This window comes from Pseudomonas sp. P4_D7 (assembly GCF_056401755.1).
The window spans coordinates 42,257-54,910 of the sequence record NZ_JBFUIR010000027.1 but is presented as its reverse complement, the minus strand read 5'-3'; the positions used below and the strand labels follow the sequence as shown (position 1 = coordinate 54,910).

At 59.6% G+C, this 12,654-nt stretch carries 13 protein-coding genes; 7 read left to right on the top strand and 6 right to left on the bottom strand.

Features of this window, described 5'->3' with window-relative positions; genetic code table 11:
- Window positions 1–70: 70 nt before the first annotated feature.
- Together AC1DVF_RS17925 and AC1DVF_RS17920 are read right to left on the bottom strand one after the other, a co-directional pair.
- Window positions 71–796 carry a 4'-phosphopantetheinyl transferase family protein gene (locus AC1DVF_RS17925; RefSeq protein WP_477782898.1) on the bottom strand — a complete coding sequence of 242 codons (726 nt, stop codon included), beginning with the start codon at window positions 794–796 and terminating at the stop codon, window positions 71–73.
- A 150-nt stretch (window positions 797–946) separates the two neighbouring features.
- The gene (locus AC1DVF_RS17920; RefSeq protein WP_186624798.1) at window positions 947–1,738 is read right to left on the bottom strand and encodes a dienelactone hydrolase family protein; all 792 of its coding nucleotides are present in this window, start codon (window positions 1,736–1,738) and stop codon (window positions 947–949) included.
- 143 nt (window positions 1,739–1,881) lie between these two features.
- Here AC1DVF_RS17920 and AC1DVF_RS17915 point away from each other — a divergent pair, with 143 nt between their 5' ends.
- The 3 genes from AC1DVF_RS17915 (at window position 1,882) to AC1DVF_RS17905 (ending at window position 4,655) form a co-directional block, all read left to right on the top strand.
- Window positions 1,882–2,484, top strand: a complete 603-nt coding sequence (locus AC1DVF_RS17915) for an outer membrane beta-barrel protein (protein ID WP_116256252.1) — start codon at window positions 1,882–1,884, stop codon at window positions 2,482–2,484.
- Window positions 2,485–2,634: 150 nt separating this feature from the next.
- Complete coding sequence (locus AC1DVF_RS17910) at window positions 2,635–3,312, top strand: response regulator transcription factor (protein ID WP_093442145.1); 678 nt, start codon at window positions 2,635–2,637, stop codon at window positions 3,310–3,312.
- On the top strand, window positions 3,309–4,655 hold the full coding sequence (locus AC1DVF_RS17905; RefSeq protein WP_095051103.1) for an ATP-binding protein: 1,347 nt from the start codon (window positions 3,309–3,311) through the stop codon (window positions 4,653–4,655). The genes AC1DVF_RS17910 and AC1DVF_RS17905 overlap by 4 nt, the downstream gene beginning before the upstream one ends.
- Before the next feature lie 203 nt (window positions 4,656–4,858).
- Here AC1DVF_RS17905 and AC1DVF_RS17900 read toward each other — a convergent pair whose 3' ends face one another.
- Window positions 4,859–5,857, bottom strand: a complete 999-nt coding sequence (locus tag AC1DVF_RS17900) for an AraC family transcriptional regulator (protein WP_477782897.1) — start codon at window positions 5,855–5,857, stop codon at window positions 4,859–4,861.
- 352 nt (window positions 5,858–6,209) lie between these two features.
- Between AC1DVF_RS17900 and AC1DVF_RS17895 the strand changes: the two genes are divergently transcribed.
- Together AC1DVF_RS17895 and AC1DVF_RS17890 are read left to right on the top strand one after the other, a co-directional pair.
- Window positions 6,210–7,544: a dicarboxylate/amino acid:cation symporter gene (locus AC1DVF_RS17895; protein WP_477782896.1), complete on the top strand. Its 1,335-nt coding sequence runs from the start codon at window positions 6,210–6,212 to the stop codon at window positions 7,542–7,544.
- 145 nt (window positions 7,545–7,689) lie between these two features.
- Window positions 7,690–8,871 carry a CaiB/BaiF CoA transferase family protein gene (locus AC1DVF_RS17890; RefSeq protein WP_477782895.1) on the top strand — a complete coding sequence of 394 codons (1,182 nt, stop codon included), beginning with the start codon at window positions 7,690–7,692 and terminating at the stop codon, window positions 8,869–8,871.
- Window positions 8,872–8,981: 110 nt separating this feature from the next.
- Here the strand turns inward: AC1DVF_RS17890 and AC1DVF_RS17885 are convergent, their stop codons facing one another.
- Both AC1DVF_RS17885 and AC1DVF_RS17880 read right to left on the bottom strand, forming a co-directional pair.
- Complete coding sequence (locus AC1DVF_RS17885) at window positions 8,982–9,476, bottom strand: SprT family zinc-dependent metalloprotease (RefSeq protein WP_007917517.1); 495 nt, start codon at window positions 9,474–9,476, stop codon at window positions 8,982–8,984.
- A 127-nt stretch (window positions 9,477–9,603) separates the two neighbouring features.
- Window positions 9,604–10,206: a Yip1 family protein gene (locus tag AC1DVF_RS17880; RefSeq protein WP_007917515.1), complete on the bottom strand. Its 603-nt coding sequence runs from the start codon at window positions 10,204–10,206 to the stop codon at window positions 9,604–9,606.
- A 288-nt stretch (window positions 10,207–10,494) separates the two neighbouring features.
- On the opposite strand from AC1DVF_RS17880, the gene ttcA reads away from it, so the two are divergent.
- Both ttcA and AC1DVF_RS17870 read left to right on the top strand, forming a co-directional pair.
- Complete coding sequence (ttcA, locus tag AC1DVF_RS17875; RefSeq protein WP_093442168.1) at window positions 10,495–11,319, top strand: tRNA 2-thiocytidine(32) synthetase TtcA; 825 nt, start codon at window positions 10,495–10,497, stop codon at window positions 11,317–11,319.
- A 135-nt stretch (window positions 11,320–11,454) separates the two neighbouring features.
- Complete coding sequence (locus AC1DVF_RS17870; RefSeq protein WP_093442173.1) at window positions 11,455–12,129, top strand: DNA-3-methyladenine glycosylase I; 675 nt, start codon at window positions 11,455–11,457, stop codon at window positions 12,127–12,129.
- A gap of 98 nt (window positions 12,130–12,227) precedes the next feature.
- Here AC1DVF_RS17870 and AC1DVF_RS17865 read toward each other — a convergent pair whose 3' ends face one another.
- On the bottom strand, window positions 12,228–12,653 hold the full coding sequence (locus AC1DVF_RS17865; RefSeq protein WP_093442178.1) for a DUF2069 domain-containing protein: 426 nt from the start codon (window positions 12,651–12,653) through the stop codon (window positions 12,228–12,230).
- Between the last annotated feature and the right edge of the window lies 1 nt (window position 12,654).

Below are 12,654 nucleotides of genomic sequence, written 5' to 3'. Positions count from 1 at the left end.
ACAGGGGAACGCATTTCAACTGTAGGAGTGAGCCTGCTCGCGATAGCGCCAGCGCCCGCAACACAAATCTTCAGGCCTTGATGCTGACCAGACTCAGCAACTGCCCATCCTGCACCCCGAACTGCGCCTCCAGTTCAGTACCGTTGCGCCATTCAGCAGACAAGTCTGTCAACAAGCGCAAATGCACCTGACCCGCCTCCGTCCATTCCAGCACTTCAGCATGCTCGAAATAAAAGCGCTGCTGCACAATCGGGTACAGCGCTTTGAACAGACTTTCCTTCACCGAAAACGTCAGCGTCACCCACAACGCCAACTGATCCCGCGAGGCGGCCGTCATGCGCTGCATTTCAGGTGGCGTCAGAATCTCCCCAGCCAGCCGCTCGGCACGTTCGGTGTCGAGCAGGTTTTCCAGATCCATGCCCAAACCGCGCCAGTGCCTTTTGTCGGCGACAATCGCTGCCGCGCGTCCGGTGCTGTGCGTGATCGAGCCGCAGATATGCGCGGGCCATATCGGCGCGCGGTCTTCACCAATCGCAGGCACAACGCTGCTGCCTTCCAATTGCCGCAACGCCGCTCGGGCGCAAATCCGCCCGGCGAGGAATTCTGCCTGACGTTTGGCCACCGAGCGCTGAATGCTTGGTGGCGGCTCGATGGCGCTACGGCGAAAGTCATCGCCAAGCAATTGAGCCGGATCGAAGTGAGTGCTGAGCAGCACGGTATCAGGCAATACCGTCGGCAACGGCCAGTGGCTGTCGAGCGCGGTGCAGCAGGCGGGCAGGGTGGGGGTGAGATTCATGGCGGGCATTTTGCCGGTTAGTCGGGCCGAGGTCGAGATTGGCGGTGAAGCTTTCGCGAGCAGGCTCGCTCCCACAGGGGATCTTCCGGGCGGCATAGATCCGGTGTGGGAGTGAGCCTGCTCGCGAAGGCCGCGCCGCGGTGTCTTTGATCAGCTAAAGATTTTCTGCAAGAACGCTTTCATGTCCGCCCAGGATTTTTCATCCGCTGCCTTGTTGTACCCGATGTCCGGGCCACCGTGCTCGCCATGGCTCAGGCGATCGGCATCCGGATTGGTAAAACCGTGCTTGGCGCCGTCGAGGCTGACGAACTTGTAGTCAGCGCCAGCCTTGTCCATTTCCGCCTTGAACGCCGTGACATTGTCTGGAGTGACCATGCTGTCCAGCGCACCGTGTTCGACCAGAATCTTCGCCTTCACACTGCCGGGTGTCGCCGGGGTCTTGGTCGCCAGCGCACCGTGGAAACTCACCACGCCTGCCAGCGGCTCTCCTTGTCGCGCGGCGTTGAGCACCACGCCACCGCCGAAGCAGTAACCGATCGCCGCCAGTTTGTTCGCGTCGGTCTGCGGTTGTTTCTTCAGCAAATTCAGTCCCGCCTCAAAGCGCTTGCTGGAAGCTGCCGCGTCCTGGGTCGCCGCCTGCATGAACGCCATCGCGTCTTTCGGATGCTCGGTGTTCTTGCCTTCGCCGTACATGTCGATCGCCAACGCGCTGTAGCCAAGTGCGGCGAGATCGCGTGCGCGGCGTTTGGCGTAATCGTTCAGGCCCCACCATTCGTGCACCACGACGACACCCGGGCGTTTGCCTTTGATGGCGTCGTCGTAGGCGTAGTAGCCGATCAGTTTCGTGCCGTCGGTGCTCTGATAGGGGATTTCTTCAGTCTTGATCGCAGCCTGAGTGAGGCTGCTGACAGCCAGCAAAGTAAGGGCGAGGAACAGGCGCATGGTCGGGTCTCCTGACAATAAAGGGTCAAAACAGCCTAGTTCATTTGGTTCAGGTCAGGTTCAGAGACGGTTCAGGGGCGGTACAGGGGGCGGTCAGTAACCTTGCGCCATACCCAAACAGCACTGTGAAAGAGGAAATACCCATGACTTTTAACAAACTGTTGCTGGCATTGACCGTAATGAGCGCCAGTATCGCGGCCCAGGCTGACACCACTTCGAACTTCGCCGGCCTGTCCTTCGGCCAGACCAGCGACAAGATCAACAAGTCCCACGCACTGAACAACAACCTCGACCACCCGAACGCCACCGGCGCCATCGACGGTAATAACACCTACGGCGTACGCCTCGGTCAGCAAAACAGCCAAGGTCGCTACTACGCCACCTACGACAACGTGTCTGGCTCGCACAATGGCATTAAACTGCGTCAGGAAAACCTGCTGGGCAGCTACGATCTGTTCTACCCGGTAGGCGGCAGCACCAAGTTGTTCGGTGGCGCGACGGCGGGTTTGACCAAGCTGACTCAGGAATCGCCAGGCTTTAGCCGTGACAGTGATATCGGTTACGCCGTCGGCGGTCAGCTCGGTGTGTTGCAACAAGTATCGCAAAACACTTCGGTCGAACTCGGTTACCGTTACCTGCGCAGCAATGCCAGCACCGAGATGAGCGAACGCGGTGGCAGCAAGCAAGGTTCGCTGGATTTGACCAGCAGCGCGCAGACTTACCTGTCGGCTAACTACAATTTCTAAGGAGTTGCCAGCAGGTTCAATGTGGGAGCGAGCCTGCTCGCGAAAGCGGTGAATCAGTCGATCAATTTATCGACTGACACACAGCCTTCGCGAGCAGGCTCGCTCCCACAGGTGTGTGACTGGAGATTCTGATTTATCCGGGAGAGTGTTATGAAACTGTTGGTCGTCGAAGATGAAGCGCTGTTGCGCCATCACCTGCAAACCCGCCTGACAGAAAGTGGTCACGTGGTCGAGTCCGTGGCCAATGCCGAAGAGGCGCTGTACCAGACCGGACAGTTCAACTTTGACCTGGCGGTGATCGATCTCGGCCTGCCGGGCATGGGCGGTCTCGACCTGATTCGCCAATTGCGCGCGGCTGGCAAGACCTTCCCGATCCTGATCCTCACCGCGCGTGGCAACTGGCAGGACAAGGTCGAAGGCCTCGCCGCCGGCGCCGACGATTATGTGGTCAAGCCGTTCCAGTTCGAAGAACTCGACGCGCGCCTGAACGCCTTGCTGCGCCGCTCCAGCGGGTTCACCCAGTCGACCATCGTCGCCGGGCCGCTGCTGCTCGACCTCAATCGCAAACAGGCGAGCCTCGACGAGCAACCGCTGGCGCTGACCGCCTACGAGTACCGCATCCTCGAATACCTCATGCGCCATCACCAGCAAGTGGTGCCCAAGGATCGCTTGATGGAGCAGCTCTACCCGGACGACGACGAGCGCGATCCGAATGTCATCGAAGTGCTGGTCGGTCGTCTGCGGCGCAAACTCGAAGGCCCGGCCGGGTTCAAGCCGATCGACACCGTGCGCGGCCTCGGCTACCTGTTCAATGAGCGCTGCACTTGATTCGTTCCCTTCGCGTTCGCTTGATGCTCGCCGCCACCACGTTGGCGGTGTTGTTCATGCTTGCCTTGCTGCCGGCGATGCAAGGCGCGTTCAGCCTCGCCTTGCAGGATTCCATTGAGCAGCGGCTGGCTTCGGATGTCACCACGCTGATCTCGGCCGCGCGTATTGAAAACGGTCGGCTGGTGATGCCGACGCAACTGCCGGATGAGCGCTTCAATCTCACCGACTTCCGTTTGCTCGGCTACATCTACGACCGCGAAGGGCATCTGGTGTGGCGCTCGAAAGCCACCCAGGAAGAGCAGATCAACTACAAACCGCGTTATGACGGCCTCGGTAACGAGTTCGCGCGGATTCGTGAAACCAACGGCCAGGAATTCTTCGTCTACGACGTTGAAGTGAAATTGCTCGGCGGCAAAAGCGCGGCGTTCAGCATCGTTGCCCTGCAACCGGTGCGCGAGTACGAAACCACCCTTGAAGGCCTGCGTGAAAATCTCTATCTGGGCTTCGGCGCTGCGTTACTCGTGTTGCTGGCGCTGTTGTGGATCGGCTTGACCTGGGGCCTCAAAGCCTTGCGCCGGCTCAGTCAGGAACTCGACGAAATCGAAGGCGGCACCCGTGAAAGCCTCACCGAACAACATCCACGCGAACTGCTGCGCCTGACCGGCTCGCTCAACCGTTTGCTGCACAGCGAGCGTCAGCAGCGCAGTCGTTACCGCGATTCCCTCGATGACTTGGCGCACAGCCTGAAAACCCCGTTGGCGGTGTTGCAAGGGGTTAGCGAGGACATGGCTCAACGTCCCGAAGAGCGCGATCAGGCCTGGGTGCTGCAAAGCCAGATCGAACGCATGAGCCAGCAGATCAGCTACCAACTGCAACGGGCGAGTTTGCGCAAAAGCGGACTGGTGCGGCACCAGGTGCGCCTGCAACCGGTGCTCAAAAGCCTCTGCGACACGCTGGACAAGGTTTACCGCGATAAGCACGTGCGGGTGGCGTTTGATTTACCCGAGCATTGCTATGTGCCGATCGAGCAGGGTGCCTTGCTGGAGATGATGGGTAACTTGCTGGAAAACGCTTATCGCCTGTGTCTGGGCGAGGTACGCATCAGCGTGCGCGAGACCCTCGCCGGAATCGAACTGTGCGTCGAAGATGACGGCCCGGGTGTGCCGCCGGATCAGCGTGCGCGGATTCTCGAGCGTGGCGAGCGGCTGGATGCCCAGCATCCGGGGCAGGGGATCGGGTTGGCGGTGGTCAAGGACATTATTGAAAGCTACAACGCCAAACTCGCGCTGGGTGATTCACCGATGGGCGGGGCGGCGTTCAGGATTCATTTTCCGGCGGTGTGATCGGGAGTTGCCCTCACCCTAACCCTCTCCCAGAGGTAGAGGGGACTGACCGAAGTGTCTTGCGAAAATGATCGACCTGAGCGATTTGCGTCGAATATGGATTCAGCGAGAGCTGTCAGGTCGGCGGATTTATTGAACATCCCCCAATCAGTCCCCTCTCCCTCCGGGAGAGGGTTAGGGTGAGGGGCTTTTGATTTATAGCGTCACTGCTCCTGCGCCCGATAAGCCCCCGGCGTCAGCCCCGTCCACTTCTTGAACGCCCGATGAAACGCCGACGGTTCGGAAAACCCCAACTGCTCGGCAATCTGCTGCAACGACAGATCCGCACGGCCCAAATGATAAATGGCGATATCCCGCCGCAACTGATCCTTCAACTCCTGAAAACTGCTGCCTTCCTCGCGCAAGTGCCGGCGTAGCGTCTGCGGGCTGATGTGCAGATGCGCCGCCACTGCCTCAAGATCCGGCCAGCGTGCCGTGTCGCGACTGAGCAAACGGCGCAGACGGCTACTCAGGCTGTCGCCGTCGTCCGGGCGTGAGAGCAGGTCGGCGGGGGAGCGTTCGAGAAAATGTTTGAGCGTGCGTTCGTCCTGCAACAGCGGCATAGACAGATAGCGGCTATGGAATAAAAGGCTGCTTTGCTCGGTGCCGAAAGTCAGCGGGCAGGGGAACAACAAGTCATATTCAGCGCCGTGTTCGGGCCGGGGATAGCTGAAAGTCGCCTGTTCGAGGCGAATCCGCTGGCCAATCAGCCAACTGCCCAGACGATGCCAGATCACCAGCAAACTCTCGGTGAGAAAGTGATCCGGGTCGCACATTTGCGAATCATCGAGGTTCAAACGCACCCATTCGTCTTCGCGCGTCAGGCTCAGGCGCGGGGCTTCGGGGAATAGGCTATAAAACAATAAACCCCGTTGCAGCGCTTTCTCCAGATTGCGGCAGTGGATCGAGGCGTGGCACATCATGGCGAAACTGCCGGGTTTGCTCGGGGCGTTGCCGAAACCCAGGTATTCGTCATCCAGCGCCAGCCACAGGCCTTGAATCAACCGGGTGAATTGTTCCGGAGCGATGCGGGCACGCGGCTCATCGAGCAATTCCGGGCTGATGCCCAGTTGCCACAGCAACTGCGAATAATCGAAGCCCACGCGGCGCGCGCCACCGAGGGCGGCACGGGCGAAATGGCTGGCGATGGTGCGTTCGCGCATAAGCGGCAGATCCTTTCTCAGGCGCCGGATGGTAGCCGGCGGCTGGGCGCGCCTACAAGGCGGATTTCCGCCAAATTGTAGGACGAGAAGCGGCGAGTTGGCGGAAATCCGCCACACTAGAGTAACGGGACGGTGACATCCATGCACCTGTAATACCTGATATCAAAAGGCTTGCAGGCAATTGCACCAAAGTGGCACGAGGTTTGCGGTAACAGCGACAGAAGCGTGCATCTATCCCGCCCGGAGAGGCGCCGCTCGAACAACAAATCCCTCCAGTGCAGGAGGGTTCGCAATTCAGGTTTCGCGGCCAACAGATGGATGTTGCCACGCGGGACGCTTGAGGACACTTGCAATGACGACTCGTCAGCCACTGTACAAATCCCTGTATTTCCAGGTGATCATCGCAATCATCATCGGTATTGCGCTCGGTCACTACTACCCGCAGTTCGGTGTCGCGGTAAAGCCGCTGGGTGACGGGTTCATCAAGCTGATCAAAATGATCATCGCCCCGATCATCTTCTGCACCGTGGTCAGCGGTATCGCTGGCATGCAGAACATGAAATCGGTCGGCAAGACCGGCGGTTACGCACTCCTGTACTTCGAAATCGTTTCGACCATCGCTTTGTTGGTTGGTCTGGTCGTGGTCAACGTCGTGCAACCGGGCGCCGGCATGCACATTGACGTCGCCACCCTCGACGCTTCGAAAGTCGCCACCTACGTAGCCCAAGGTGCTGACCAAAGCGTTGTCGGCTTCCTGCTCAACGTGATCCCGACCACCATCGTCGGCGCGTTCGCCACCGGTGACATCCTGCAAGTGCTGATGTTCTCGGTGATCTTCGGTTTCGCCCTGCATCGCCTGGGTGCCTACGGCAAGCCGATCCTCGACTTCATCGATCGCTTCGCCCACGTAATGTTCAACATCATCAACATGATCATGAAGCTTGCGCCGATCGGTGCCTTCGGTGCGATGGCCTTCACCATCGGTGCCTACGGTGTCGGCTCGCTGGTGCAGCTGGGTCAACTGATGATCTGCTTCTACATCACCTGCCTGGCGTTCATCCTCATCGTCCTCGGCGGTATCGCCCGCATGCACGGTTTCAGCGTGCTGAAGATGATTCGTTACATCCGTGAAGAGCTGCTGATCGTCCTCGGCACTTCCTCGTCGGAATCGGTACTGCCACGCATGCTGATCAAGATGGAGCGTCTGGGCGCGAAGAAATCGGTAGTGGGTCTGGTGATCCCGACCGGTTACTCGTTCAACCTCGACGGCACCGCGATCTACCTGACCATGGCTGCCGTGTTCATTGCCCAGGCCACCGACACGCACATGGACATCACCCATCAGATCACTCTGCTGGTGGTGTTGCTGCTGTCCTCCAAAGGTGCGGCTGGCGTGACCGGTTCGGGCTTCATCGTGCTGGCTGCCACCCTGTCGGCGGTCGGTCACCTGCCGGTAGCCGGTCTGGCGCTGATCCTCGGTATCGACCGCTTCATGTCCGAAGCTCGCGCATTGACCAACCTGGTGGGTAACGCTGTTGCGACCATCGTGGTTGCCAAGTGGGTCAAGGAGCTGGATACCGATCAGCTGCAAACCGAGTTGGCCTCGGGCGGTCGTGGTATCGCTGATACCCGTCCGGAAGATGACCTGGGTGTGGCTGAAGGCCCAACCCCAAGCAATGTGAAGTAAGCACTGCTTGCCTGGAAAAACCCGCTTCGGCGGGTTTTTTCTTGCCTGCTGTTTGAGCGTAACGGTCACACCCGCTGACATTTGCGGTGATTGCCGTACACGGCATCGCTGCCTAGGCTGAGTGCATCGCCCAAGGAGTTCACCCATGTCCGCACCGCTGGCCTCACTGAAGATTCTCGATTTCTCGACATTGCTGCCGGGGCCGTTCGCCTCGCTGTTGCTGGCGGACATGGGCGCTGAAGTGCTGCGCATCGAGTCGCCGACGCGCCTGGATCTGCTGCGGGTATTGCCGCCGCATGATGGCGGAGTATCGGCCAGTCACGCCTACCTCAATCGCAACAAGCGCAGCCTGGCCCTGGATCTGAAACAACCCGAGGCGCTGGAAGTGATCAAGCAGCTGCTGAGCGATTACGACATCGTCCTCGAGCAGTTTCGCCCCGGTGTCATGGAGCGTCTGGGCCTGGGTTATGAGGCGCTGAAGGCGATCAACCCGAAGCTGATTTACGTGTCGATCACCGGTTACGGCCAGACCGGGCCGTACAAGGATCGCGCCGGGCATGACATTAACTACCTGGCGCTGGCCGGCCTTGCCAGTTACACCGGCCGTGCCGATAGCGGGCCGTTGCCGCTGGGCATGCAAGTGGCGGACGTGGCGGGTGGTTCGCTGCACGGGGTGATCGGCCTGCTCGCGGCAGTGATTGCCCGTCAGCAAACGGGGCAGGGCACGCACCTGGATGTGAGCATGACTGACTGCGCGTTCAGCCTGAATGCCATGGCCGGTGCCGGCTATCTGGCTTGCGGCGAAGAGCCAGAGTGGGAAGAGCAGATGCTCAACGGCGGCAGCTTCTACGATTATTACCGTTCTCGCGATGGACGCTGGATGTCGGTGGGCAGTCTGGAGCCGGGGTTCATGCAGCAATTGTGTGCGGCGCTGGGGCGGCCGGAGTTGGCCGCGCAGGGCCTGTCGCCCAAGCCTGAACAACAGCGGGCGTTGAAATACGCGCTGACGGTCGAGTTTGAAAAACATGACTTTGCCGAGCTGTGCGAGATGTTTGCCGGGATCGATGCGTGCGTCGAGCCGGTGTTGAGTCTGGGTGAGGCGGTGCGCCACCCACAATTGCAGGCGCGGAAACTGGTGACACAGGTGCCGCGTGGGGCTGGCTCGACGCAGGCGCAGATGGCCTGCCCGTTGAAATTTTCCGAGGCGTTGCCGGCGCCGCGGCATGTTGGCGCGGCGTTGGGGCAGCATACGGATCAGGTGTTGGGGGAATTGGGGTTTAGTGCTGAGCGGATTGCCGAATTGCGGCGTGCCAAGGTAGTTCTCTAGTGCCTGTACCGGCCTCTTCGCGAGCAGGCTCGCTCCCACATTTGGAATGCGGCCCACTGTGGGAGCGAGCCTGCTCGCGAAGGGGTCGGTACAGGCACTGCAAATCCGGGCTATTCCACCCGCATCTCACCACTGAACACCAACGTGTTCCGACAGCGACGACACAAATACCGCCGCCCCTGCCGCACCAGACTATGGCGCTGCGCCGAGAACGGGAAATCACTGTCGGCGCAGGGGCATTTGTAGATATAGCGGGTCACGCTGCGGCGCTTGATTGCATAGGTGTGGCAGCGATCCGGCGGCAGTTCGTAAACGCCGCGCATGATCAGTTGCCATTCCTCGCCATGCGGCTGGATACGCTCGCCAAACAACTGATGGGCGATCAGGTGTGCGACTTCGTGGGCCACGGTCTGCTTGAGGAAATGTTCGGTGTTTTCCCGGTAAAGCTGAGGATTGAAGCGCAGCAGGTTCTCGTGCAGATGCGCGACACCGGCTTTTTGCCCGCGCAGCTTGAGGCTGACGACAGGGCGTGGGAAAGAGCGTTTGAAAAAGGATTCAGCGAGTTGGTAACAGTCTTCGACGCGGGTATTGAGTTGCTCGGGCATGCTTGATGGATCTCCAGAGGCGTCGAGTATGCCGCAACCCTGTGCACTTGCGAATCGCCAAGCTGCCGAATGGTCATCGCGCAAACGACAAGGCCGCCTTGCGGCGGCCTCTGATTGGCTTATCGAGTCAGTTGGTATAGACGGGCCCCACGCCCAGCCCCCAGACGATCACGGTAAACGCCATGATGGCGACCAGCACCACCAGACCCACCGCCAGCACCGAGCTCGAGAACAGAAAACCTTCGTCCGACGGAATGTTCATGAACGTCGGCAGCCCCACATACAACAGATACACCGTGTAGCAGATGGCCGCCGTGCCGACGATCATCCCCAGCCACATATGCGGATACAGCGCCGCCAGGCCGCCGACAAACAACGGTGTTGCGGTGTAAGTGGCAAACGCCACGCAACGGGCCAGGCTCGGATTGGCGTCATAGGTGCGGGCCATCCAGTGCACAAAAGCACCCATGACCGCGACCCCACCGAGCATGGCCAGATACGACATGACCGTCATCCAGATCGCGCTTTCAACGGTGAGCATCACCGGTGCGCGATTGCCGATTACCCAGCCGACCTGAGTCGTGCCGATAAACGCCGAGACAGCGGGGATCGCCGCCAGAATCAGCGTGTGAGTGAGGTACATGTGGCTGATGCTTTCCTCTTGGTCGCCACGGATTTCCTTCCATTCCTGATCGGGGTGGGTAAAAAGTCCCACTACGTGATGGATCATGCCAGTCACTCCTCTTGTTATTGCCATCGCCCCCCAACGGAGCGCCTACGGGCCAAGGTGGCCGAGCAAATTCAGGTCTTCAGATGTGTGCGACCTTATGTCGCAGTATAGAAAGGTCTTACCCGCACAGGTATTAGGGGCTTAGAGCAAATCGCGCTGTAAACAGGGCGGGTAATCGCCTCGGGGTCTGTTAACGCGCCGTCGGCTGGCCGCGACAACCTGTGCCCACAACCCCGGGGTTTTTGCGTAAAATGCCGGCCTTTCGTCACACCTCACGGATTTCGCGTCATGGGCACTCTTACGGTCAACCAGAACAAACTGCAAAAGCGCCTGCGCCGTCTGGCCGGCGAAGCGGTCGCCGATTTCAACATGATTGAAGATGGCGACAAGGTCATGGTCTGCCTGTCCGGCGGCAAAGACAGCTACACCATGCTCGACGTGCTGCTGCACCTGCAAAAGGTTGCCCCGATCAAGTTCGAGATCGTTGCCGTGAACATGGACCAGAAGCAGCCGGGCTTCCCCGAGCATGTGCTGCCGGCCTATCTGAAAGAGCTGGGCGTCGAGTACCACATCGTCGAGAAAGACACCTACTCGGTGGTCAAGGAACTGATCCCGGAAGGCAAGACCACTTGCTCGCTGTGCTCGCGCCTGCGTCGCGGCACGCTGTACACCTTTGCCGATGAGATTGGCGCGACGAAAATGGCTCTCGGTCACCACCGTGACGACATCGTCGAGACGTTCTTCCTCAACATGTTCTTCAACGGCAGCCTCAAGGCCATGCCGCCGAAGTTGCGCGCCGATGACGGCCGCAACGTGGTGATTCGTCCGCTGGCCTACTGCAACGAGAAAGACATTCAGGCGTACTCGGACTTCAAGGAATTCCCGATCATCCCGTGCAACCTCTGCGGTTCGCAGGAAAACCTGCAGCGTCAGGTAGTCAAGGAAATGCTTCAGGACTGGGAACGCAAGACCCCGGGCCGTACCGAAAGCATCTTCCGCAGCCTGCAGAACGTGATTCCGTCGCAACTGGCCGACCGCAACCTGTTCGACTTCACCAGCCTGAAGATCGACGAGACCGCGGCTTCGCGCTTCGTCAACGTCGTCAATCTGTAAACCCATTTCAAATGTGGGAGCGAGCCTGCTCGCGAAGAGGGAGTATCAGTCAACGAATCAGTTGAATGACACACCGCTTTCGCGAGCAGGCTCGCTCCCACATAGGTTTCTTCGCTTTATTCAATAGGAGAGGGCATGCGCGATTACAAGTGGCTGCACGAATACTGTCTGAACCGCTTCGGTTCGGCGGCTGAACTGGAAGCCCATCTGCCCGTTCCCAAGACCCCTGCGCAATTGCGCAAGATCAGCGACGACCGTTACCTCTCGACTATGGCCCTGCGCGTGTTCCGTGCCGGCCTCAAGCACAGTCTGGTCGACGCCAAGTGGCCGGCCTTCGAAGAAGTGTTCTTCAAGTTCGACCCGGAAAAAGTCGTGCTGATGAGCGCCGAACATCTTGAACGCCTGATGCAGGATGCGCGGATTATCCGTCACCTGGGCAAGCTCAAGAGCGTGCCGCGCAATGCGCAGTTCATCCTCGATGTCGAGAAAGACAAGGGCAGTTTTGGCGCGTTGATTGCCGACTGGCCGGTGACCGATATCGTCGGCCTGTGGACGTACCTGAAAAAGCACGGCCATCAATTGGGCGGGCTGTCGGCGCCACGCTTTTTGCGCATGGTCGGCAAGGATACGTTCGTGCCGAGCTACGACGTGGTTGCGGCGCTGAATGCACAGAAGATCGTCGACAAGGTGCCGACCAGTCTGCGCGATCTGGCGATCGTGCAAGATGTGTTCAACCAGTGGCACGAACAGAGTGGCGGGCGGGCCATGAGCCAGATTTCGATGATGCTCGCGTACACCGTCAACCATTAAGACCGCGTCGCCCCATTCGCGAACAGGCTCGCTCCTACAGGGATTTGTGAACGCCACAGATCCCCTGTAGGAGTGAGCCTGCTCGCGATAGCTATTCGTCAGGCGACGCTGATCTCGCCCTCGCCAGCCAGTTTACGATTCAACTGATACCGCCACCGCACATACAACAGCGCCGAGCAGAACACCGCCAGGCTCGCGATCATCTCCAGCACCCCAAACCAATGTCGGCTCGGGTCATACGCCGCCAGTGCGCCTTTGATGAAATACAGATTCACCACGAAGCACATCCACGAATGCCCACGGGCGCTGCCCATGATCATCGCAGGGGCGAGGACGATCCACGGGATCAGCTCGACCAGCAGAATCACCCATGGCCGCGCGCCGTGCAGGTCGGCGAACAGCAGATAGTAGGCCGCGAGCAGACCGGCGAGGGCGAAAAAGCTCAGCAGGCTGAGCACCCGCATTGCCTTCACCCGTGGCTCAAGCCACTCGACACTCGGCAGAATCTTCGGCTTCTTCGCCATC

Bases quoted from the DNA above. Each gene is read 5' to 3' on its own strand.
- AC1DVF_RS17915 (WP_116256252.1), top strand. From the start codon at position 1,882: ATGACTTTTAACAAACTGTTGCTGGCATTGACCGTAATGAGCGCCAGT.
- AC1DVF_RS17910 (WP_093442145.1), top strand. From the start codon at position 2,635: ATGAAACTGTTGGTCGTCGAAGATGAAGCGCTGTTGCGCCATCACCTG.
- AC1DVF_RS17895 (WP_477782896.1), top strand. From the start codon at position 6,210: ATGACGACTCGTCAGCCACTGTACAAATCCCTGTATTTCCAGGTGATC.
- AC1DVF_RS17920 (WP_186624798.1), bottom strand. From the start codon at position 1,738: ATGCGCCTGTTCCTCGCCCTTACTTTGCTGGCTGTCAGCAGCCTCACT.
- ttcA (WP_093442168.1), top strand. From the start codon at position 10,495: ATGGGCACTCTTACGGTCAACCAGAACAAACTGCAAAAGCGCCTGCGC.
- AC1DVF_RS17865 (WP_093442178.1), bottom strand. From the start codon at position 12,653: ATGGCGAAGAAGCCGAAGATTCTGCCGAGTGTCGAGTGGCTTGAGCCA.
- AC1DVF_RS17900 (WP_477782897.1), bottom strand. From the start codon at position 5,857: ATGCGCGAACGCACCATCGCCAGCCATTTCGCCCGTGCCGCCCTCGGT.
- AC1DVF_RS17870 (WP_093442173.1), top strand. From the start codon at position 11,455: ATGCGCGATTACAAGTGGCTGCACGAATACTGTCTGAACCGCTTCGGT.
- AC1DVF_RS17925 (WP_477782898.1), bottom strand. From the start codon at position 796: ATGAATCTCACCCCCACCCTGCCCGCCTGCTGCACCGCGCTCGACAGC.
- AC1DVF_RS17885 (WP_007917517.1), bottom strand. From the start codon at position 9,476: ATGCCCGAGCAACTCAATACCCGCGTCGAAGACTGTTACCAACTCGCT.
- AC1DVF_RS17890 (WP_477782895.1), top strand. From the start codon at position 7,690: ATGTCCGCACCGCTGGCCTCACTGAAGATTCTCGATTTCTCGACATTG.
- AC1DVF_RS17880 (WP_007917515.1), bottom strand. From the start codon at position 10,206: ATGATCCATCACGTAGTGGGACTTTTTACCCACCCCGATCAGGAATGG.